This is a genomic window from Cupriavidus yeoncheonensis, assembly GCF_905397275.1.
Classification (GTDB): domain Bacteria; phylum Pseudomonadota; class Gammaproteobacteria; order Burkholderiales; family Burkholderiaceae; genus Cupriavidus; species Cupriavidus yeoncheonensis.
Window position 1 is genome coordinate 36,387 of sequence record NZ_CAJPUY010000017.1, and the last position, 20,555, is coordinate 56,941.

17 protein-coding genes are annotated in these 20,555 nt (G+C 66.0%); 6 read left to right on the top strand and 11 right to left on the bottom strand.

What is annotated here, in order from left to right; translation table 11 throughout:
- Positions 1 to 30 precede the first annotated feature (30 nt).
- Together KHO22_RS21995 and KHO22_RS22000 are read right to left on the bottom strand one after the other, a co-directional pair.
- Entirely contained in the window at positions 31 to 1,233 is a 1,203-nt protein-coding gene (locus KHO22_RS21995) for a PrpF domain-containing protein (protein WP_211949292.1), read from the bottom strand.
- A 147-nt stretch (positions 1,234 to 1,380) separates the two neighbouring features.
- Positions 1,381 to 2,442, bottom strand: a complete 1,062-nt coding sequence (locus tag KHO22_RS22000) for an isocitrate/isopropylmalate dehydrogenase family protein (RefSeq protein ID WP_211949293.1) — start codon at positions 2,440 to 2,442, stop codon at positions 1,381 to 1,383.
- Positions 2,443 to 2,724: 282 nt separating this feature from the next.
- Here KHO22_RS22000 and KHO22_RS22005 point away from each other — a divergent pair, with 282 nt between their 5' ends.
- Positions 2,725 to 3,642 (top strand): LysR family transcriptional regulator, encoded by a 918-nt coding sequence (locus KHO22_RS22005; RefSeq protein ID WP_211949294.1) that lies wholly within the window; start codon positions 2,725 to 2,727, stop codon positions 3,640 to 3,642.
- Between the two features lie 122 nt (positions 3,643 to 3,764).
- Here the strand turns inward: KHO22_RS22005 and KHO22_RS22010 are convergent, their stop codons facing one another.
- The gene (locus tag KHO22_RS22010; protein WP_230426961.1) at positions 3,765 to 4,400 is read right to left on the bottom strand and encodes a TetR/AcrR family transcriptional regulator; all 636 of its coding nucleotides are present in this window, start codon (positions 4,398 to 4,400) and stop codon (positions 3,765 to 3,767) included.
- A 396-nt stretch (positions 4,401 to 4,796) separates the two neighbouring features.
- On the opposite strand from KHO22_RS22010, the gene KHO22_RS22015 reads away from it, so the two are divergent.
- From KHO22_RS22015 to KHO22_RS22025, 3 genes are all read left to right on the top strand, one after another.
- Positions 4,797 to 6,236: a phenylacetate--CoA ligase family protein gene (locus tag KHO22_RS22015; RefSeq protein ID WP_211949296.1), complete on the top strand. Its 1,440-nt coding sequence runs from the start codon at positions 4,797 to 4,799 to the stop codon at positions 6,234 to 6,236.
- A 58-nt stretch (positions 6,237 to 6,294) separates the two neighbouring features.
- Entirely contained in the window at positions 6,295 to 7,770 is a 1,476-nt protein-coding gene (locus KHO22_RS22020) for an acyl-CoA reductase (protein ID WP_211949297.1), read from the top strand.
- Between the two features lie 68 nt (positions 7,771 to 7,838).
- Positions 7,839 to 8,900 carry an NAD(P)-dependent alcohol dehydrogenase gene (locus tag KHO22_RS22025; protein ID WP_211949298.1) on the top strand — a complete coding sequence of 354 codons (1,062 nt, stop codon included), beginning with the start codon at positions 7,839 to 7,841 and terminating at the stop codon, positions 8,898 to 8,900.
- Between the two features lie 81 nt (positions 8,901 to 8,981).
- Here the strand turns inward: KHO22_RS22025 and KHO22_RS22030 are convergent, their stop codons facing one another.
- The 7 genes from KHO22_RS22030 to KHO22_RS22060 form a co-directional block, all read right to left on the bottom strand.
- The gene (locus KHO22_RS22030; RefSeq protein ID WP_211949299.1) at positions 8,982 to 10,550 is read right to left on the bottom strand and encodes a class I adenylate-forming enzyme family protein; all 1,569 of its coding nucleotides are present in this window, start codon (positions 10,548 to 10,550) and stop codon (positions 8,982 to 8,984) included.
- Positions 10,551 to 10,687: 137 nt separating this feature from the next.
- Complete coding sequence (locus KHO22_RS22035; protein ID WP_211949300.1) at positions 10,688 to 11,605, bottom strand: SDR family NAD(P)-dependent oxidoreductase; 918 nt, start codon at positions 11,603 to 11,605, stop codon at positions 10,688 to 10,690.
- Positions 11,606 to 11,795: 190 nt separating this feature from the next.
- Positions 11,796 to 12,593 (bottom strand): enoyl-CoA hydratase/isomerase family protein, encoded by a 798-nt coding sequence (locus KHO22_RS22040; RefSeq protein ID WP_211949301.1) that lies wholly within the window; start codon positions 12,591 to 12,593, stop codon positions 11,796 to 11,798.
- A 47-nt stretch (positions 12,594 to 12,640) separates the two neighbouring features.
- On the bottom strand, positions 12,641 to 13,756 hold the full coding sequence (locus tag KHO22_RS22045) for a CaiB/BaiF CoA transferase family protein (RefSeq protein ID WP_211949302.1): 1,116 nt from the start codon (positions 13,754 to 13,756) through the stop codon (positions 12,641 to 12,643).
- Positions 13,757 to 13,854: 98 nt separating this feature from the next.
- Positions 13,855 to 15,051 (bottom strand): acyl-CoA dehydrogenase family protein, encoded by a 1,197-nt coding sequence (locus KHO22_RS22050; protein ID WP_211949303.1) that lies wholly within the window; start codon positions 15,049 to 15,051, stop codon positions 13,855 to 13,857.
- A gap of 11 nt (positions 15,052 to 15,062) precedes the next feature.
- Positions 15,063 to 16,244 (bottom strand): lipid-transfer protein, encoded by a 1,182-nt coding sequence (locus tag KHO22_RS22055; RefSeq protein ID WP_211949304.1) that lies wholly within the window; start codon positions 16,242 to 16,244, stop codon positions 15,063 to 15,065.
- Positions 16,245 to 16,303: 59 nt separating this feature from the next.
- Positions 16,304 to 17,101, bottom strand: coding sequence for an enoyl-CoA hydratase/isomerase family protein (locus KHO22_RS22060; RefSeq protein WP_211949305.1), 798 nt, complete (start codon positions 17,099 to 17,101; stop codon positions 16,304 to 16,306).
- Positions 17,102 to 17,346: 245 nt separating this feature from the next.
- Here KHO22_RS22060 and KHO22_RS22065 point away from each other — a divergent pair, with 245 nt between their 5' ends.
- Positions 17,347 to 18,141, top strand: a complete 795-nt coding sequence (locus tag KHO22_RS22065; protein WP_211949306.1) for an enoyl-CoA hydratase/isomerase family protein — start codon at positions 17,347 to 17,349, stop codon at positions 18,139 to 18,141.
- Positions 18,142 to 18,179: 38 nt separating this feature from the next.
- Positions 18,180 to 18,962: an SDR family NAD(P)-dependent oxidoreductase gene (locus KHO22_RS22070; RefSeq protein ID WP_211949307.1), complete on the top strand. Its 783-nt coding sequence runs from the start codon at positions 18,180 to 18,182 to the stop codon at positions 18,960 to 18,962.
- 80 nt (positions 18,963 to 19,042) lie between these two features.
- Here the strand turns inward: KHO22_RS22070 and KHO22_RS22075 are convergent, their stop codons facing one another.
- The gene (locus tag KHO22_RS22075; RefSeq protein ID WP_211949308.1) at positions 19,043 to 20,401 is read right to left on the bottom strand and encodes an MFS transporter; all 1,359 of its coding nucleotides are present in this window, start codon (positions 20,399 to 20,401) and stop codon (positions 19,043 to 19,045) included.
- Positions 20,402 to 20,555 lie beyond the last annotated feature (154 nt).

Below are 20,555 nucleotides of genomic sequence, written 5' to 3' on the forward strand. Positions count from 1 at the left end.
ATTGCAAAACAAATCAGGAAGTCAGGCGTGTCATTGCAACTCGGACAGCGCCTGCCGCAATGAGGTCGAGGCCCCATACAGAGGCATGTATCCCGCCAGCAGAACCTGCGCGCTGCGCTGATAGGCCGCCGAACGGATAGCCAGCGCGCCGTCCTCCATGTGGGCAACGACAGTCGTACCGAGCACGCCCGCCGGGTTCTCGATGCCGACTCTGACTTCGCATTCTTTTGCTTGTGCCTGCTTGGGGGCAATCTCGTGTGCGACAGAGCCAGGGATCAACGTGGCGGCGGCCAGACAGCACCCGCCCGATACCGCCATCGAACCGTGCACGGTCTGCGGCGTAAAATAGCGCACCGACAGATCGCCCGTGCCGCGCGGTGCGCCGATGATGCAGACCTTGGGGATCGTTTCGCTGCGAGCTATATCCTCTCGCGTCATCAAGCTGCCGTCCTTGCGCCGCAAATTCATTCGCAAGCCGGCCTCGATCCAGAGCGCCTTCAGTCGTTGGAGAAATTCTTTATCGGCGGCCAGTTCCCCTGGCGGCTCGTGGCCAGTCTTGCCGAAATCGGCCGCGCGGGCGATGACCATGGGCACCGCCACGTCGACGCAGCTGACACATAGGTCATCGATGACGTCTACCACATTACCGGTCGGTAGCAGCGCACCTGTCTTGGCGCCGGCCGGATGATGCAAGAACAGATCCACTGCGGGGTGACGGCCCATCACCCCAGGAATCTCGGCGACTTCGAAACCACCATCCTGCGCAATGATCATGCGCGAAGTGGTCAGGACCCCGGTGTTGGTATTCCGGATGGTCAGCGTCTGGAGGCCGGTGGTGGATCGTCTGGCTAGCCCGGTATCGAGTGCCCAAAGCTGTAGCGCCGAGGACATGTTCCCGCAGTTCACGCTCCAGTCAATGCGACCGTGATCCGACGCCAACTGCGCGAGCGCACTGACGAGACGACGACCATCGGCCGCGTCCTCCATGTCGGCAAAGAAAACTTTGTTGCTGGTTGCGGGCCCTCTGCCCAGCCCCGTAGTCTGGCGGTTGCCGGGATATTCCCCTCTGAGTGGCACCCCCATCAGGTGGCGCAGCAGTTCTTCACGCAGCTCCGGCTGTGTCGGGGCGATACGGTCCCAGATGACGAGGCCAGTGGATGTCCCACCACGCATGTGATGGACGGGGAATTCCCAGGTGTCGTGGCGCAGGCGAGGAGGCTGTAGATCGATCATGAAAGTTGATAGTGCGTGTATGCGAAATGTGGCTCTGTCGCAGTAAATGAGCGCTCCGCGACCATGGGATCGTCGGTGCACGCGTCGATGACGCGGATGGGGCAGTCCCAGGCGCCAGCCGGTAGCTCAGGGACGTCGCGCATGTCGTCATCGCTCCAGCATGCGTTGGGCGAAGGCGCGGCCCGCTTCAGCAGTGCCCAGGCGGCCACCGATGTCGCGCGTGGTCTCGCCCGCCTGGATCGCGGCGATCATCGCTTCGTCGATGGCGCGCGCAGCAGCCAGGAAGGCAGACAGGCTCCTGCGCTGGCCATGCCAGCCAAGCAGTTGTCCGGCGGACACGATCAGCGAGAAGGGATTGGCAATGTCCTGGCCCGCAATGTCGGGCGCCGATCCGTGTGCGGCCTGGCCCATTGCATGGTCCTTGCCGGCGTTCAGTGACCCGCCCAGGCCCAGGCTGCCGGACAACTCCGCGGTAAGGTCGGACAGGATGTCGCCGAACATATTGGTCGTGACGATCACGTCGAATCGCTGCGGGGCGCGCGCGACGTGTGCCATCATTGCGTCGACAATGAAGTCGTCGACCTGTACCTCGGGGAATTCGCGCGCCACCTGGCGGCAGATGTCGATGAACATGCCATCGCCGATCTTCAGCACATTGGCCTTGTGCACGATGCTGACATGCCTGCGACGTGTCATGGCCAGCTCGAACGCCGAGCGCGCAATGCGCTCGCAGCATTGCCGCGTAATGCGACGCAGCGAGATGACAACATCCGGCGTGATCAGCATCTCGCTGCCGCCGGACTCGATATTGCGGTCGGCATAGAAGCCCTCGGTATTCTCGCGCACGACGACGAGGTCGAACTCGCCAGCCCGGTGCTGCAGGCCCGGATAGGTGCGGGATGGCCTGATGTTTGCATACAGGTCCAGTTCCTTGCGGAAGAACTTCGAGGGATTGATCTCGCCCCTGGCTTCATCCTTGAAATCATAGGTGGCCATCGGTCCGAGCATCAGGCCATCGGCGGACTTCACTTTCTGCAACAGGGCCGGCGTCACGGTGGCCCCATGCCGGCGCAGGCTCTCATGGCCGGCAACGTCCAGATCGAATTCAAGGCCGAGCCGGAAACGCGATGATACGGCTCGCAGCACCTCGAGCGTGGCAGCCATCGTTTCGGGGCCGATGCCATCACCGGGAAGCACGACGATCTTCATGTCTGGTCCTTGATCATGCGAGGGGAAAGCGATACGCGGGCATATGGTCATTCAATGCAAGCACCCGCTGCCCTGGCGAGTTGCGCGAATCTCTGGCGTCCGGCACGCACGAACGCGCGAAGCACGCTGGTGACGGGCGCAACGGCGGGGCGCGACGGCGTTGCCACGGGTCGTGGCCGGCGCGGGTCTTCCGACCGGCCGGCGCCTGATTGAGCGGCAATGATCGGCCGGGCGGAATCTGCTGTAAAGTGCAAAAATCCTATCGATTAATGCCGAAATCGAATGAATTTTGATCTCGCGGACTTGCGCGCTTTCGTGACCGTGGCAGACCTTGGCAGCTTCCGCGCAGCCTCGGCGACGTTGCATATTTCCCAGCCGGCACTCTCGCGCAGGGTGGACAAGCTGGAGCAAGCGCTGGGGTTTCGCTTGCTTGAACGCACCACGCGGAGAGTGGAGCTCAACGCCATGGGCAGGAACTTTATCCCCAAGGCCAGGCACGTCCTGAACGAGCTTGAGAGCGCGTTGCTTGGCATGACGGACTTGTCCGACCGACTTCGCGGGCAGGTTTCCGTGGCCTGCATTCCTTCCGCCGTTGGCAACTTCCTGGCGGATGTCGTCAGGAAATTCCACCAGGCGTACCCCCGTATCCACGTTCGCTTGCTGGACGAGACCGCCTCCGAGATCCTGCTGGCCGTGGCGCGCTCGGAGGCGGACTTTGGCGTCAGTTACCTGGGAACCCAGGAGCCGGACCTGGAGTTCGAAGCGCTGCTAGAGGAGCGCTTTGTCCTGGCGTGCCGGCCGGAGCATCCTCTGGCGCGCAGGCGTCAGGTCACCTGGGCCGAGTTGGCAGAGTACGAATGCGTGACGCTCGCGCCGGGCAGCGGCAATCGCATGCTGATCGATCAAGGCTTGTCGGCGGTCGCGGCGCGCCCGGCGTGGACCTGCGAAGTCCGTCATGTACCGGCCCTGGTGAGCCTGATCGAAGCGGGCATTGGCATAGGTGCCGTGCCTGCCCACGCAGTGCCTGCCAACCATCCGGCCGGCCTGGTCAGCGTCCCGCTGGTCGAGCCAGAGATTGTTCGCACCATAGGTATCACCAGGCTTCGTGGCCGACCGCTGGCTCCGGCCGCACAAGCCTTCCACGACTTGCTGGTCGCCTCCTACGGCCGAACCGCGCAAAAAGCCAGGAAGAAGAGATAGGGACAGTTGGGGCCCTCGGGACAACTTGCGGTCGAGGCCGTCGCGCCGGACGCCCGACCATCGCGACCTTGCAATCTGCAGGGTTGCGCGATCACGTGTACCTGCGACCCGTCGGCGTCATCTCATCCATTGTTGGCCAACAGCGCGTGGATCATGCGTGCCATCAACTCCTGCGTATCGTCGTGCGCCAGGTACTCCGGCCTCATGAGCGCCATCGCGCGCGGTAATGCCAGGATGGTATGAAACGCGAGGAACCTCGCCTTGGCGCGGTCCCGGACCTGCACTTCATCGGGAAATCGCTCCATCAACGCGTCCGTCGCCATGGACGTCCAGTACTGCTCCGGCTTCACCAGGTCAAGCCGCACCAGTTCGTCGTAGTGCGATGACTTGACGAACAGTTCCGGGTCCAGCTTCACCCATGTGTGAAGCATCGGAATGCCAATGCTGAGCAGCAGCATGATGCCATCGAACAGCTTCGTGGATGGCGGCAGCGCCTGCAGTTCTTCGACCAGCCGCCGGCGCGCCTCGGCGCGAAAGTCATCGAAGATCGCGACAACGAGTGACTCCATCGTCGGAAAGTACTCGTAGATCGAGCTGATGGCGACGCCCGAGCGCGCGCACAGCCGCTCCAGCGTCAGCGCGTCGCGCCCTTCCTTCTCCAGGATCTGCCACCCGGCCTTCCTGAGCGCATCCACGAGCAGCACCGAGCGCTCCTGCCGGGGGCGCTTGCGCGGCCTGGCCGGCAATGCGATCTGCAAAGTGTCTGCGGAGTTGGAAGTTCTACGGGATGTCATGGCCGGCAACCAGAGGCGTTGGGGAAATGCAGAACGTGCCGATACCTGATCGGTACGAGGCAAGCTGCTTAGCTTGCCTGCATTTCGGCCACGCCTTCCCCTCTCCTGGCGGACGTTCTTCGCCATGCCGACCGTGCCCGTCACATGGCCCGCGGAAAGACAGAGCCGCCCTGCAACCGAAGATAAATTTCCCTTTGGATTCATATAGTTGGAACGCGCAACCCGGCTCCGGAATCCGGAGGCAAAAGCGCATTTCCCGCTCCTATACTGACCTGCCGACAAACCACCGAGGTCCCGCGCCGAATCACGGACGCCCCCGCTCCCTTGTCGGATTTCCAATCCAGTCAGCGAGTCTTGCTCATGTCCCTTGCGGAAGTCTCTGAAGAGAAGAAGGTCCAACTGCTGCTGAACGACCCGGCGGCCCTTGCCAACCACAGCGTGCAGGCGTGGCAACACCTGCCGCGCGCGCAAGTCGATGCGATCCAGCTCGCGGCGCTGAAGCAGCGCTTCGCCGCGCTGCGTGACCGCGTTCCGGTCCTGAAGAAGCTCGCCGATGCCGAGGACCTAACGCGGATCGACAAGCTCGACGATGTGGTGCCGCTGCTGTTCGAACACACGGTCTTCAAGTCGTATCCGCCATCCCTGCTCGACAAGAAGAGCTTCGGCCAGATCAACAGGTGGCTGGGCAAGCTGGTCACGCCCGAGATGGCGGAACGCCTCGCCAGCGCGGACGTGGGCGGCTGCCAGGGGCTTGACGACTGGTTCGCCGCCATGGACCGCGCCGTGCCGGAAATGCGCATCAGCCATACCTCCGGCACCTCGGGGACGGTGTCCTTCCTTCCCAACAGCGTGCGCGAATGGGAGAAGGCGGCGTCCATCCGCAAGCTGTTCGTCTGGCGACAGGAAGGTGCGGACATGCCGGACCCGAACCTGCATACCGTCTACCCCTATTTCCACAAGGGCTACCTGAGCCATGTGCGCGCCAACGAGTTCATGATCCGCGCGCTGCTGCCCGGCGAGCGGAACTTCCATGCCGCCTACCCGGAGACGCTTTCGAGCGACATGCTTCACCTCGGCGCCCGGATTCGCGCCGCCCATGCCAAGGGCACGCTCGACCGCCTCGAGATCAGCCCGGAACTGCTGCAGAAGAAGAAGGCATTCGACAAGCTTCAGGCGGAGATGCCCCAACACCTCGCCGCATTCTTCGATGAGGCGGCGAGCAGGCTGCGCGGCAAGCGCGTGTACATCGGCGCGACCTGGAACCTGCTGCACGGCATGGCCAGGGCCGGCCTGGAACGCGGCCTGCAGGGCATGTTCCATCCCGATTCCTTCATCACCACCACCGGCGGCGCCAAGGGTGTGGTGCAGCCGGACGGCTGGCGCGAGGACGTGATGCGTTTCACCGGCGTCGACCGCCTGAACGAGACCTACGCCATGTCCGAGCTGGTGAGCGGATCGAACCCGCGTTGCGAGCACGGCAATTTCCACTTCACCCACACCGTGATCCCGTTCGTGCTGGACCCCGAAACCAGCAAGCCGCTGCCGCGCGAAGGCCGCGTGACCGGCCGCGCCGCGTTCTACGACCTGGGCGCCGACATCCACTGGGGCGGCTTCATCACCGGTGACGAAGTCACGGTGGAATGGGACCAGCCCTGCGCCTGTGGCCGCCCGAGCCGTTACGTGACCGGCGGCGTGCAGCGCTACAGCGAAAAGAACGGCGGCGACGACAAGATCACCTGCGCCGCCACCGAGAATTCCCACCGCGAGGCGATGGATTTCCTGAACACCATCGAGCAATAACGCGATCACGCAATCACGCAATCACGCAATCACGAATAGCGAATCCCGAGACCCAGACATGTCCCAGCACACGCCCCTTCCCATCGCGCCGATGGTCATCCGCGGCCAGGTCATCACCGACAACCTGGTCGAAGTCGGCGGCCGCGGCGGCGACCTGACCTTCCTGACGCCGGACGCCCACAAGCATCTCGACAGGCTGCCGCTCGGCAATCCGGCCCGCCTGGGCGACCTGTACAAGCTGAGCTTCAACGACATCCTCGACTACGCCGAAGCGCTGGGCGAACGCCTGGACCTCGCGACCAACACGCACCTGCAGGAAGCCTGCAAGCTGTCCTACCACACCGCACCGGTGACGCCGACCATGGTCACGGGCACCTACATGGGCCTGCGCAACATGCTGTCCCGCGAGGCGATCACCGAAGCCGTGGAGAGCACGGTCGGCATCCGGTACCTGGAAGGCTGGGTGCCGCAGAAGCTCATCGACGGTACCGAGCTGGAAGTCCGCTGCTTCGGCGCGCGCGCGCTGCACATCGTCGCGGGCAATGCGCCGAGCCTGTCGCTTCTGACCATCATCCGCAACATGGTGTTGCGCAGCGATGCGATCATCAAGGCCCCATCGAACGACCCGTTCACGGCGCTCGCCATCGCCCGCACCATGATCGACATGGCGCCTGACCATCCGCTGACCCGCCACCTGAGCGTGGCCTACTGGAAGGGCGGCGACCAGGCGTTCGAGGCGCGCCTGTACCAGCCGCAGCACCTGGAGAAGATCGTCGCCTGGGGCGGCTTCGCCTCGATGAAGCACGTGACCCGGTACATCCAGCCCGGCCTGGAACTGATCTCGCTGGACCCGAAGCGCAGCGCCAGCATCATCGGCCGCGGCACCTTCGCCAGCGAGGACACGATGCGCGAAGCCGCGCTGCGCCTGGCCAGCGACATCGGCGCGCTGAACCAGAAGGGCTGCGTCTGCGCCCGCGTAGTCTATGTGCAGAGCGGCACCGACGAGGAAGGCCTGCGCCAGCTCAATGCCTTTGGCCGCTACGTCTACGACGCGATGCTCGGCCTGCCCAACACGCTGTCCACCGCGCCCAGGCGCTATGACCCGGCGCTGAAGGCCGAAGTCGACGCCCTGCGGCTCGACGACGAGTGGTACCGGGTCATTGGCGGCAAGGACGGCGAAGGCGCGATCATCTGCTCGCAGATCCCCGAGCCCGTCTCGTTCGCGACGCGTCTCGATGACCGCACCGCGAATCTCGTGCCGGTGGATTCCCTGGATGAGGTCATGGCTGCCGTGGATGCCTACACGCAGACCGTTGGCGTCTACCCGGAAGGCATCAAGGAGGAACTGAAGGACAAGCTGCCCCTGTACGGCGCACAGCGCATCGTCTCGCTCGGCTACGCGGCCGCCATGAAGTGGGCCGCGCCGCAGGACGCGATCGAGCCGCTGCGCCGCATGGGCAAGTGGATCTCCAACCAGATCGCCTCGCCCGAGACGTCGCCGGCACCGTGGATGCGGCCGAATATCGACCTGTAGCCAGCACCGGGTCCGGCCGGGCCATCGCCGGCCGGACTCCCTATCCCTGCCCTGCGAATCCCTTCCCCATGACCACCTGCAAAGCCTACGGCGCCTGCGAAGCGCACGCCGATCTCACTCCCATGCACATCGAACGCCGCGCGCTGCGTGCCGACGATGTCGCCATCGCCATCGACTACTGCGGCATCTGCCACTCCGACGCCCACGCCGTCAACAACGACTGGGGCAGCACCGTCTATCCCTGCGTGCCTGGCCACGAGATCGTCGGCCATGTCACCGCGGTCGGTCCCCAGGTCACCCGCCACAAAGTCGGCGACCGCGTCGCCGTCGGCTGCATGGTCGACAGCTGCCAGGACTGCCCGTCCTGCGACGACGGCCACGAACAGAACTGCAGCAAGGGCCTGACCGCCACCTACAACGGCAAGGACCGCCATACCGGCGCTCTCACCCATGGCGGCTACTCGGAAGGCATCGTCGTGCGCGAGAAGTTCGTGCTGCGCGTGCCGGACGCGCTCGACATGAAATTTGCCGGCCCGCTGCTGTGCGCCGGCATCACCGTGTGGACGCCGCTGCGCCGCCACGGCGTGGGCAAGGGTTCGAAGGTCGCGGTGATTGGTCTGGGCGGCCTCGGCCACATGGCGGTCAAGCTCGCTGTCGCACTGGGCGCCGAGGTCACGGTGATCACGACCTCGGCGGGCAAGGCCGACGATGCCCGCGCGCTCGGTGCCGCCGACGTGCTGCTGTCGAAGGATCCGAAGGCCATGCAGGCCGCAGCCAACCGCTTCGACTTCATCCTCGACACCATCCCGACGAAGCACAACGTCAATCCGTACCTGATGCTGCTGGGGCGCGATGGCGTGCTGGTGCTGGTCGGTGCGCTGGAACCGCTGGAGCCCATTCACGGGGCGCTGCTGGTGATGAACAACCGCTCGATCTCGGGCTCGCTGATCGGCGGCCTGCCCGCGACGCAGGAACTGCTCGACTTTTGCGCCGAACACAACGTGCTGCCTAACTGCGAAATGGTCGATGTGCGCGATATCAACTCGGCCTTCCAGCGCATGCAGGCCAACGATGTGAAGTACCGCTTCGTGATCGACATGGCGTCGCTGCGCGAGACCGCCGTCGGGTAAGACCGGACCCGGCATTCGCCCGGCACAACGACATCGCGGCGCCCATGGGCGCCGCGATGCCTTTTCGGGGCCCGAGGGTGCTTACGAGACGTGCCGGCCCTTGCCCTGCCAGTATTTGTCCCGCACCTGCCGGCGCAGCACCTTGCCCACCACGCTGACCGGCAACGCCTCGACGAACGTGATCGACTTGGGTCCCTTGAACCGCCCGAGCCGCTCCTTGACGAACTCGATCAGCTCCTGCTCGCTGACCTGCGCGCCACTGCGCAACTGCACTTCGGCATGAACGGCCTCGCCCCACTCTTCGTGCGGCACGCCCACCGCGGCGGACATCGACACTGACGGATGCGCGTTCAGCGCCGCTTCCACCTCGATCGCATAGACGTTGAAGCCGCCGGTGATGATCATGTCCTTCTTGCGGTCGACCAGGTAGACGTAGCCTGCCTCGTCGATATAGCCGAGGTCGCCCGACTTCCAGAAGCCGTCCTCGAACTCGGCGGCCGTCGCCTCCGGATTCCTGTAGTAGCCGGAAATCACGCCGCGGCTGCGTGCCCAGATCTCGCCGACGGCGCCAGGGGCTGCGTCGTTGCCGTCGTTGTCGACGATCCTCACCTCGACATGCGGCTGGAGCCGGCCGGCGGAGCCAAGCTGTGTTTCCGTCGCGGTAAGGTGGTCGGCCTTGCCGAGGATGGCGACGGACTGCAGGCTCTCGGTCGCGCCGTAGTACTGGACGAAGACATTGCCGAAGCGCTCCTGCGCGCGCCGCAGCTTGGCCGGACTCATCGGTGCACCGCCATAGGCGATGGTCTGCAGCGAGGACAGGTCATAGTTCGTCGCCTCAGGCATATCGAGCAGGCGATAGACCAGCGTCGGCAGCAGCAGGGTCATCGTGATCTTCTCGGCCTCGATGTTCCTGCACATCAGCGCCAGGTCGGGCAGGTTCTGCGTGACCGTGCAGGCGCCGCGGAACAGCGTGGCCAGCACGCCGAAGCCGGAGCCATGGCTGATCGGCGCCATGTGCAGCATGCGGGTGTCCGGGAGCTGGACCTGGTCCGGCTCCATGAACATCGTGTCGCGGCAGGCCAGCCAGTTGTCCATGGTGTAGGCGGCGCATTTGCCGGCACCCGTGGTGCCGCCGGTGAAGCGGTAGACCAGGATGTCCTTTTCCGCATCGCTCTCGACGCCGGGATTGTGGTCCGGCACGCCTTCCATCAGGTCCCAGAAGTAGTGAAGGCCGTCGCGCGCTTCGGCCGGGGGATCCATGCAGACCACCGTCGCGCCGAGCTCGCGCAGCATGCCGTAGTAGCGGTCGAGCAGCGCGGTCTCGATGAACACCACCTTGGGCCGGATGTACCCGGCCTGGCGGCGGTGCTCGTCGAACGCATCGCGGAAGTTGGTATAGGCCGCCGCCGCGTCGCCCTTGAGCGCGGTCCAGAAGTGCAGCAGCGACATATTGTCGTTCTCGAGCACGCAGAGATAGATGTCGCCGCGGCGCAGCTGCAGGCGGTCGCGCATCATGTTCACGATGCGGTTGGTCACCGCATGGAACTCGCGGTAGGTGTAGCGGCGGTTGCGCTCGATATTGACCAGCGCCTCCCGGTCACCGAAGCGCAGGACCAGGTTGCCGAACAGGCGCGCGAAATTCGTCTTCATGTTCTGTCTCCTTTTCTGTCTGCCCGCACCGTAAGCGCAGCGCCTCAATGCGGATCGGTCATATCAATGTACAAAATAGAAAAGGGAACCCCGACCGGGATTCCCTTGCTCAGCACAACGCGTCAGGCCCCGACAAGTCAGGCAGCAGCCCTGGCATGCTGCATCATGGTCGTGACGAAGGCATGGACCTGGTGGTTGGCGTCATCGCGGTGGACCGAGGTGCTCCAGTCGCTGATCTGCGCGAAATGTGCCGCCACGGCATCGGGCGACAACTCCTGACGCGGAATGTAGACCGGCGTGGTTTCTTCCATGCGGACCGCGGAGAACACGCCGCCGCTGGCCCCCAGGATCACCTTGTTCGGCGCGTCCTCGCTCACCAGGTAGAGCGCACCCGGCGTCACCTGCTCCGGACCGGTGGCCTTGAGGATGTCTTCCGGCAGGACGTCTTCGGTCATGCGGGTAGCGGCCATCGGGGCCAGCGTGTTGACGCGGATGTCGTTCTTCTTGCCTTCGAGCACCAGCATATTCATCAGGCCGACCACGGCCATCTTGGCCGCGCCGTAGTTGGTCTGGCCGAAGTTGCCGAACAGGCCGGCGGCCGAAGTGGTCATCAGCACGCGGCCGTAGTTCTGCTCGCGCATGGTTTCCCAGACGGCTTTGGTGCAGTAGACCGAGCCCATCAGGTGTACGTCGACCACGGCGCGGAAGTCGGCCATCTCCATCTTCGAGAAGGTCTTGTCGCGCAGGATGCCGGCATTGTTGATCAGGATGTCGACGCGGCCGAATTCGGCCTTGGCCTGTTCGACCATGGCGGTGGCCTGCTCGAAGTCCGCCACGTTGGCGCCGTTGGCAATCGCCTGGCCGCCGGCCTTGCGGATCTCTTCGACCACGGCCAGCGCGGCGTCGGAAGAGCCGCCCTTGCCGTCGCGGCTGCCGCCGAAGTCGTTGATCACGACCTTGGCGCCAAGGCGCGCCAGTTCCAGCGCGTGCACGCGGCCCAGGCCGTTGCCGGCGCCCGTCACAATGGCCACACGGCCGTCAAAGCGAATCGTCATGGTAATTCCCCGAAGTACTCGATGATGAATGGCAGTGCGCGGCGGTAGCGCGCCACGCACTGCGGTTGCTCAATACCGCAATAAGACCGGACCGGGCGCGCCTGGCGACCACGGCAGCCTGACTGCCACGTTACGCCGCCCGCGTCGGTCCCCTCACCTCCCCTTGTGGACGGCGCGCGTGACACCGTGCTCAGAACAGCCGGTCCGCGCCGGGATAGAGCGGCGCCTCCCTGGCGAAGAAGCGGCGCACGGCCTCGGTGTTGTAACGGCTGGCCGCGCACAGCCCCTGCACCGCGGATTCAAGCTGGGTCATGGCGTGCCGGTCGGTCTCGAACGTGCGGTTCATGATGCCCTTGGCCATGCCGAGGACATGCGTCGGGGCATCGTCGAAGCGGCGCGCAAAGGCCACGGCCGTCTCGCGCAGGCGGTCGGCCGGCACCACGGCCTGCACCAGGCCGATCCGGAGCGCTTCGTCGGCCAGGATCTCGCGCGCCGAGAACACGATCTCTTTGGCGCGCACCAGCCCGACCAGCCTGGGCAGGGTGTACATCAGCCCGAGGTCAGGCGCAAAGCCGATACGCGGGAAGTTCGACAGCAGCCGTGCCTTGTCGCTGGCGATGATGAAGTCCGCGCCAAGCGCCAGTGACAGCCCCGCGCCGACGGCAAAGCCATCGATGGCGGAGATCACCGGCTTCTCGAGGTCCATCAGCTCGGCATGCCAGCGGTGCGCGCTGAGCAAGCCGTCGCGAACGAGGAAGGGCATTTCCCCCTCTTCCGGGCCGCCGGCGAGGTCCGCACCGGAACAGAAATGCCCGCCAGCCCCGGTGAGCACCACCGAACTGACCGCGCGGTCTTCGCGCGCACGCCGGATCGCGGCGGCAAGCAACTGCTTCGCTTCGTCATCGAGCGCGTTCCTGCGCTGCGGGCGGTTCAGGGTGATGACTGCGGTCTTGCCGTCCTTTTCGAACAGGATCTTGCCCTCGTTCATGTCTCTCTCCTTGCGCGGGCGTATCCCGCTGGCATTGTGATTGGCGGTCAGGCGGCGCCGCACCAGTCACTGAGTACGGATTCGGTGTGTTCGCCGCGCCGGGGAACCTTGCCGGGCCGCGCGGCCGGCGTGCCGGAGAAGCGCGGCGCGGGGTTGGCCTGCAGCACGCCGTCGATTTCGGTGTAGACGCCGCGGGAGACCATGTGCGGATGCGCCGCGGCCTCGTCGGGGTTCAGCACCGGTGCAAAACACGCATCGGTACCTTCGAGCAGCGCGCACCACGCGTCGCGCGTTCTCGCGGCAAACAGCGCGGCAAGGCGCTCGTGCTGCTGCGGCCAAAGCGTCTTGTCGTGCTGGGTGGCGAACACCGGGTCGCCGGTCAGGCCGAGTTTTTCCAGCAGCAGCTTGTGGAAGCGTGGTTCGGCCGATGCGATCGAAACGAAGTGTCCGTCGGCGCAGCGGTAGGTGCGATACCAGTGAGGACCGTCGAGCAGGCTGCTCCCCCGCTCGTTGACGAACACCCCGGCCGATTTCAGCCCGAGGATCAGGTTCATCATGTGGGCGCTGCCGTCCACGATGGCCGCGTCGATCACCTGGCCCTTGCCGGTCTCGCGCGCGCTCATGATGCCGGCCAGCAGGCCGACCATCAGGTACATCATGCCGCCGCCAATATCGCCCACGAGGCTGGGCGGGGACATCGGCGCCTCGCCCGGCTGGCCAGACCACCAGAGCGCGCCGGACAACGCGACATAGTTCAGGTCATGGCCCGCGGCCTGCGCCAGCGGCCCGTCCTGGCCCCAGCCGGTCATGCGGCCGTACACCAGCTTCGGATTGCGCGCCAGGCACACGTCCGGGCCCAGGCCCAGCCGTTCCATCACCCCCGGACGCATGCCCTCGATCATCGCGTCACACTGCTCCACCAGCCGCAGCACGGTGTCCACTCCCTCCTTCGTCTTGAGGTCGACGGCGATCGAGCGCTTGCCGCGGTTCTGGATCGCATGGCGGCCGACATCGAGATCTTCCGGTCCCGGCTGGAGGCGATCCACAAGGACGACGTCGGCGCCGAGGTCCGCCAGCATCATGCCGGTGACTGGCGTGGGGCCGAGGCCGGCGATCTCCAGAATACGCAGGCCTTTGAGCGGGCCGCTTGCGTTTGATGCCATTCCTGTCTCCTGATGTAGCAGAGCGGCCGCGGCTGCGCCCCTCGCCCGCGTGCGGGCGAGGGAAGAAGACCGCTGGCCACTTCTGTAAGCAGCGGCTCTCAGAGCCGGAACATCATCTTCGCGACGATCCCGCGCTGCACCTCGCTCGTGCCGCCATAGATGGTCGCGGCGCGCCGGACAAACATGTCGTTGGCGATGCCGCGCGCCAGGTCCTGCAGCGGATACGGTTGCGCCGGAGCGGCCTCGTGCCAGTGCGCATAGGCGACGGCACCGTAGTCGCCCAACGCCTCGACCTGGGCTTCGGTGATGCGTTGCTGCAGGTCCGTGGCGCGCAGCTTGAGCATCGACCCGAGCACGTGCGATGTCGGGTCGTGCGCCATTTCCATCCGGGCGACACGCTGCACCATCATGCCGATCGCCCGCAGCTCCGCATCGAGACGCGCCAACTTCAGCGCGAACGCCGGCTGGTCGATCAGCTTGCCGTCCGCAACGTCCAGCGTTGCCGCGATACGGCGCAGTTCGCGCATGTAGCGATTGAGGTCCGGCAAGTCGGCCGTGGTCGCATGCTCGTTGTTGAGCAGGAACTTGGTGATGTTCCAGCCCGCGCCCTCCTCGCCGATCAGGTTCGCCACCGGCACGCGCACATTGTCGAAGAAGGTCTCGTTCAGGTGATGCGCGTCGTCGATGCTGCGGATCGGCCGCACGGTGATGCCGGGCGTCTTCATGTCCACCAGCAGGAAGCTGATCCCGGCCTGCTTCCTGACCGTCGTGTCGGTGCGCACCAGCATGAAGATCCAGTCTGCGTGGTGCGCGTAGCTGGTCCAGATCTTCTGGCCATTGACGACATAGTGGTCGCCGTCGCGGATGGCGCGGGTCTTGAGCGAGGCGAGGTCGGAGCCCGCGCCCGGCTCGGAGAAGCCCTGGCACCAGAGCCGCTCGCCGTCCAGCGCCGCGCGCAGGTGCTCGGCCTTCTGCGCCGGTGTCGCGAACGCGTTCAGCACCGGGCCGAGCATCTTCTGCACGAAGCCGTCCTGCGTCGGCGTACCGGCGGCCGTGCATTCGTCGTCGAACACCAGCATCTGCTCCACCGACCAGCCGGTGCCCCCATGCGCGACCGGCCAGTACGGCGCGCCCCAGCCATGCGCGCGCAGCAGCTTCTGCCAGCGCAGGATCTCCGCGCGCGGCGAGCGCGTGCAGCGCGGCAGCCCCTTCAGGTCCGCGGGCACCTTGTCCCGCAGGAACTGGCGGACTTCCTGGCGGAACGCTTCCAGTCCCGGATCAGCTTGAAAGTCCATGCGCGCCCCCGTCAGTCCTTCCGGTACATGGTGACGACCGCTGCGCCGCCGATGCCGACGTTGTGCTGCAGGGCGACCCGCGCGTTCTCGACCTGGCGCTTTTCGGCCTGGCCGCGCAGTTGCTGGACCAGCTCCGTGCACTGGGCGAGGCCGGTCGCACCGATCGGGTGTCCCTTGCACAGCAGGCCGCCCGACGGGTTGACCACGTACTTGCCGCCGTAGGTGTTGTCGCCGTCGTCGATGAACTTCGCGGCGCCGCCTTCCGGGCACAGGCCGAGCGCTTCATACGTCAGCAGTTCGTTCTGCGCGAAGCAGTCGTGCAGCTCGACCACGTTGACGTCTTCGGCGCCGATGCCCGCCATCTCGTAGACCTTGCTGGCGGCCGCGCGCGACATGCCGAAGCCCGCCAGGTGGCGCAGGTCACCCGAGTGGAAGGTCTCGGCGCCGTCGGTGGTCAGCGCCTGGCCGGCAATCCACACGCGAGTGTCCAGGCCGTGCTTCTTCGCATAGGCTTCGCTGCACAGCACCGCCGCGGCCGCGCCGCACGTCGGCGGGCAGGCCATCGAACGCGTCATGACGCCGGGCCACATGACCTTCTCGGCCATGACTTCCTCCGGGGTCACCACCGTGCGGAACACCGCCATCGGGTTGTTGAACGCATGGCGGCTCGCCTTGGCGCGGATCCTGGCGAAGGCTTCGATCGGCGTGCCGAAGCGCTTCATGTGGTCCAGGCCGGCGGCGCCGAACAGCTGCAGCGCGGGCGGCACGCCGTCCGGCACCACGCTCTCGCACGTGCGGTTGAACAGTTCCAGCGGCGCGGGCCGGTCGTTGTAAATGGTGCCCAATGCGCCCGGGTTCATCTGCTCGAAACCGAAGGCCAGCACGATGTCGGCCATGCCGCTGGCGATCGCCTGGTTCGCCAGGTACAGGGCGGTCGAGCCGCTGGCGCAGTTGTTGTGGACGTTGATGACGGGAATGCCGGTCATGCCGATGTCGTACAGCACGCGCTGGCCGCCGGTGGAATCGCCGAAGATGTAGCTGGCATAGGCGGACTGGATCGATTCATAGCCCACGCCCGCGTCGGCCAGTGCCAGGCGCACGGCCTGCGCGCCCATCACGGTGTACGGATCGCTCTGGCCGGGCTTCTTGAACGGAATCATGCCAACGCCGGCAACGACGACTTTCTGCGTCATGTCTTTCTCCTTGAATGCTTGCAATGAATGGGTACAGGCGGAAATCCAGTGGATTTCCGTCAGAACAGGCGTTGCGTGCCCGGGAACATCGGGGCTTCCTTGGCAAAGAAGCGCCGCACCGCTTCCGCGTTGTACTGGCTCGCCGCGCACAGGCCCTGCACGGCGGCTTCGAGCTGGAGCAGCGCATGCCGGTCCGTCTCGAACGTGCGGTTCATGATGCGTTTGGCCATGCCGAGCACGTGGGCAGGCGCGTTCGCGAAGCGCTGCGCGAACTCCAGGGCGGCATCGCGCAGGCGGTCGGCCGGCACCACGGCCTCGGCCAGGCCGATCGCAAGCGCCTCGTCCGCCTGGATCTCGCGCGCGGAGAAGACGATCTCCTTGGCACGCACCAGCCCTACGCGGCGCGGCAGCACGTACATCAGCGACAGGTCGGGCACGAAGCCGACGCGGGCGAAGCTCGACACGAAGCGCGCCCGATCGCTGGCAATGATGAAATCGGCCGCCAGCGCGACCGACAGGCCCGCGCCGGTGGCAAAGCCATCGACGGCGGAGATGACGGGCTTTTCCAGGTCGGTCAGTTCGGTGAACCACCCGTGATGGTCCAGCAGCAGGTCGCGCACATAGAAGCCGCGCTCGGCATCCGCACCGCCGTCGCCAAGGTCCGCCCCGGCGCAGAAATTGCCGCCGGCGCCGGTCAGCACGACCGCGGTCACCAAGCGGTCTTCCCGGACCGCTTTGACGATGTCCGCCATCGCGAGCCTGATGGAATCGTCGAGCGCGTTGCGCCTGTGCGGCCGATTCAGCGTGATGACGGCCGTCCCGCCGATCCGCTCCAGTGTCACCGTGTTCTCAGACATGCAGATTCCCCTCTCCAGCGAAGTGTCCTGACTTGCACTTGCATGGTCATCTTAGGGACGCAGGCAGGCCTCGCGCCCCTCCCTTTTTTGCTGTCGGGGCAGGAAGGCACGGGGAGGCGGCAACGACCGCGGTGTCCGCGCCGGGACCATGCGGACGGCCCCGCCATTCAGAGAGGGGACGTCGCGTAAACCCGCTGGCTATCGTCGAAGCGCTGTTTCATCAACGCCAACATGGAGGAGACACCATGGATTTCGCCGATTACGAGCACATCGCCTTCGCACGCCGCGGCCGCGTGCTGGAAATCACCCTCAACCGCCCGGAGCAGCTCAATGCCTTCAACGGCGGCCTGCACGCCGAAATGGCGCGCGTCTTCGTCGACGCGAACAATGACCCCGAGTCCGAGGTCATCGTGCTGACCGGCGCCGGCCGGGCCTTTTCCGCCGGCGGCGACCTGCAGGCCGTGAAGGCCATCTTCGACGACCCGGACGCCTTCCGCGTGACGGCGCGCGAGGGCAAGCAGATCATCTTCACGCTGCTGGACTGCGAGAAGCCGGTCATCGCCAAGGTCAACGGCCCGGCCATTGGCCTGGGCTGCAGCATCGCGCTGTTCTGCGACGTGATCTTCGCCGCGGACACCGCGAAGTTCGCCGATCCGCACGTCAACGTCGGCCTGGTGGCCGGTGACGGCGGCGCCATCATCTGGCCGCAGCTGATCGGCTACGCCCGCGCCAAGGAGTACCTGCTGACCGGCGACGCGCTGAACGCAACCGAAGCAGCGCGCATCGGACTGATCAATCACGCCGTGCCCGCCGCCGAACTGGACGAGCGCGTCAGCCAGTTCGCCGACCGCCTCGCCAATGGCGCCTCGCAGGCGATCCGCTGGACCAAGGTGTCGGCGAACATCGGCCTCAAGCAGCTCGCGCACTCGATCATGGACACCTGCATGGGATACGAATGGCTCGCCAGCAAGACGGACGACCACCGTGAAGCGGTCAACGCCCTGCTGGAAAAGCGCAAGCCGGCATTCACCGGCAAGTGAACGGAGCAAATGAGCGGAGCAACGAAATGGGAAACACCATGAACCACCGAGCCGACCAGAGCCCGCGCATCGACTTCAGCGGCAAGCGGGTGCTGGTCACCGGCGGCGCCAGCGGGATCGGTGCCGCCGTGGCGGAATTCTTCGCGGAGCAAGGCGCCGTGGTCTGCGCCTCCGACCTGAATCCCGCCGACGACCTGCCCGGACGCAGGATGCTGCGCGGCGATGTGTCGTCCGAGGCGGACGTGCAGCGCATCACGGCCGAAGCGGTCGCCCAGATGGGCGGCATCGACATCCTGGTCAACAACGCCGGCATCCTCGAGCCGGCCAGCCGCACCGTGACGCAGCCTGCGGCGACCTGGCAGCGGACCATCGACGTCAACCTCACCGGCACGTGGCTGATGTGCAAGGCCGTTGGTGCGCAGATGCTCGAACAGGGCGGCGGAGCGATCGTCAACATCGCTTCGATCTATGGTCTTGGCGGCGGCCCCGGCATTGCTGCCTATACCGCGTCCAAGGCCGGCGTAGTGATGCTGACGCGCTCGCTCGCGTGCGAATGGGCGCAGAAAGGCATCCGCGTGAACGGCGTCGCGCCGGCCATCATCCGGACGCCGCCGCTCGATGCCATGACGAATGCCGGCCGGCTCGACGTCAGCACGCTGGAACGCCGCACGCCGATGGGGCGGCTCGGGTATCCGGCCGAAGTCGCGCAGGCGGTGGCATTCCTCGCGTCGGACTGGGCGTCATACGTGACCGGCGCGACGCTGCCGGTCGACGGCGGCTGGACCGCATTCGGCGCGGACGGCAACGCCTCCAGGGGCTAATCAGCCGGTTCGCTCGTCTCTCCCGCGGGCGGGAGAGACGAGCATTGTCGGCACACGCCGGCGCCGTCAGCGCCCAAGGGTCATACGGACTCCACCTGCAACGAATTCCCGGCCGCACGCCGTGCCGCCGCGCCCTTGATCACCAGCGCCACGGCGGAAACCAGCACGAACCCCATCACCACGGTAAAGACCGTGCCGAGGCTGAAGCCATCACGCAGCATCAGCGCGCCGGCCAGGGGTCCCACGATGCCGCCGAACCGGCCCACGCCATGCATCCAGGCAATGCCGGTCGAGCGGCCGCTCGCCGGGTAGTACGCCGCGGCCACGGCACCCATCGACATCAGGGCGCCGCTCAGGCCCACGCCACCGATGAAGACGCAGGTGGCCACCCAGGCCAGGTCGCCCTTCTGCTGCCCGACCAGCCACATGCCCAGCCCGCCCAGCACGAAGGCGCCCGCCACCACGGTGTTCCGGTCGATGCGGTCCATCAGCCAGCCGAACAGGAAGGTGCCGAAGATGCCGCCGACGGTCATCAGCACGGTGATCAGCGTCGAATGCCGCAACGAGGCGCCCATGTCCTGCACCAGCGTCGGCAGCCAGCCCAGCAGCAGGTAGTAGGCAAAGGTGCCGAAGAAGTAGGCGGCCCACAGCATGGTCGTGCCGGTACGCAGCTGGCGGGACAGCACCACCGCGACGCCTGCCTTCCCGGCTTCCGGCGCCGCCGTCAGGACGAAGCGGGTATCGTCGGCGATCTGCGCGCCGGGTGCGATGCGACGCAGCACCGATGCGATCGCCGGGGCCGGATAGCCCTGCTGGACCATGAACTGCAGCGGCTGCGGCATGGTGACGAGCATGAACAGGGCCAGCACGACCGGCACCACGCCGCCGATGAGGAAGACGCTGGTCCAGCCATAGGCCGGCACGACGGCCGCGGCGGCCATCCCGCACGACGAAGCGCCGATCAGCGCGCCGCAGGCGATCGTGTTGACGAGCAAGGCGCTCATGCGCGCCGGCGCATACTCGTAGATCAGCGTGACCGCCCCGGGCACTGCCGCGCCCACGCCGAGCCCCGTGAAGAAACGCCAGGCGCCCAGCGACACCAGCGAGTCGGCCGTCATGGTCCCCAGGCTGCACACCCCGAACAGCAGCATCGATCCGACCATGACCGTCTTCGGGCTGGTGCGATGGAACAGCGGACCGGCAATGAGCGCGCCGAGGGCCAGGCCCAGCACACCCACGCTCAGCACCGGGCCGAATGCGGCCCGGGTCGTGCCCCATTCCTTGAGCAGGACGGGCACGACAAAGCCGATGGCCACGCTGTCATAGGCATCGATGGCAATGAGAAGAAAGCAGGTGACCAGAATCAGCCACTGGTACCGCGAAAACCTGTGCTCGTTGATGAACTGCTGCACGTCGAGCGTGCGTGAAGGACTTGTCATGGCGTCTCCATAGGTTTTGTTATGCGTCTCGTGCGCCGGAACCGGCGCCGATCCATGGCACAGCAATCGCATGCCCGGGTCTGCGCCCTGGATCGGCTTGACGATACGTACCGCCTGCGTGGCCCTCTCCCCCATTTATGGGAGGGGAACGGCA

Excerpts from the sequence above, each read along its gene's own strand:
- KHO22_RS21995 (WP_211949292.1), bottom strand. The coding sequence starts at position 1,233 with ATGATCGATCTACAGCCTCCTCGCCTGCGCCACGACACCTGGGAATTC.
- KHO22_RS22000 (WP_211949293.1), bottom strand. The coding sequence starts at position 2,442 with ATGAAGATCGTCGTGCTTCCCGGTGATGGCATCGGCCCCGAAACGATG.
- KHO22_RS22005 (WP_211949294.1), top strand. The coding sequence starts at position 2,725 with ATGAATTTTGATCTCGCGGACTTGCGCGCTTTCGTGACCGTGGCAGAC.
- KHO22_RS22015 (WP_211949296.1), top strand. The coding sequence starts at position 4,797 with ATGTCCCTTGCGGAAGTCTCTGAAGAGAAGAAGGTCCAACTGCTGCTG.
- KHO22_RS22020 (WP_211949297.1), top strand. The coding sequence starts at position 6,295 with ATGTCCCAGCACACGCCCCTTCCCATCGCGCCGATGGTCATCCGCGGC.
- KHO22_RS22025 (WP_211949298.1), top strand. The coding sequence starts at position 7,839 with ATGACCACCTGCAAAGCCTACGGCGCCTGCGAAGCGCACGCCGATCTC.
- KHO22_RS22030 (WP_211949299.1), bottom strand. The coding sequence starts at position 10,550 with ATGAAGACGAATTTCGCGCGCCTGTTCGGCAACCTGGTCCTGCGCTTC.
- KHO22_RS22035 (WP_211949300.1), bottom strand. The coding sequence starts at position 11,605 with ATGACGATTCGCTTTGACGGCCGTGTGGCCATTGTGACGGGCGCCGGC.
- KHO22_RS22040 (WP_211949301.1), bottom strand. The coding sequence starts at position 12,593 with ATGAACGAGGGCAAGATCCTGTTCGAAAAGGACGGCAAGACCGCAGTC.
- KHO22_RS22045 (WP_211949302.1), bottom strand. The coding sequence starts at position 13,756 with ATGGCATCAAACGCAAGCGGCCCGCTCAAAGGCCTGCGTATTCTGGAG.
- KHO22_RS22050 (WP_211949303.1), bottom strand. The coding sequence starts at position 15,051 with ATGGACTTTCAAGCTGATCCGGGACTGGAAGCGTTCCGCCAGGAAGTC.
- KHO22_RS22055 (WP_211949304.1), bottom strand. The coding sequence starts at position 16,244 with ATGACGCAGAAAGTCGTCGTTGCCGGCGTTGGCATGATTCCGTTCAAG.
- KHO22_RS22060 (WP_211949305.1), bottom strand. The coding sequence starts at position 17,101 with ATGTCTGAGAACACGGTGACACTGGAGCGGATCGGCGGGACGGCCGTC.
- KHO22_RS22065 (WP_211949306.1), top strand. The coding sequence starts at position 17,347 with ATGGATTTCGCCGATTACGAGCACATCGCCTTCGCACGCCGCGGCCGC.
- KHO22_RS22070 (WP_211949307.1), top strand. The coding sequence starts at position 18,180 with ATGAACCACCGAGCCGACCAGAGCCCGCGCATCGACTTCAGCGGCAAG.
- KHO22_RS22075 (WP_211949308.1), bottom strand. The coding sequence starts at position 20,401 with ATGACAAGTCCTTCACGCACGCTCGACGTGCAGCAGTTCATCAACGAG.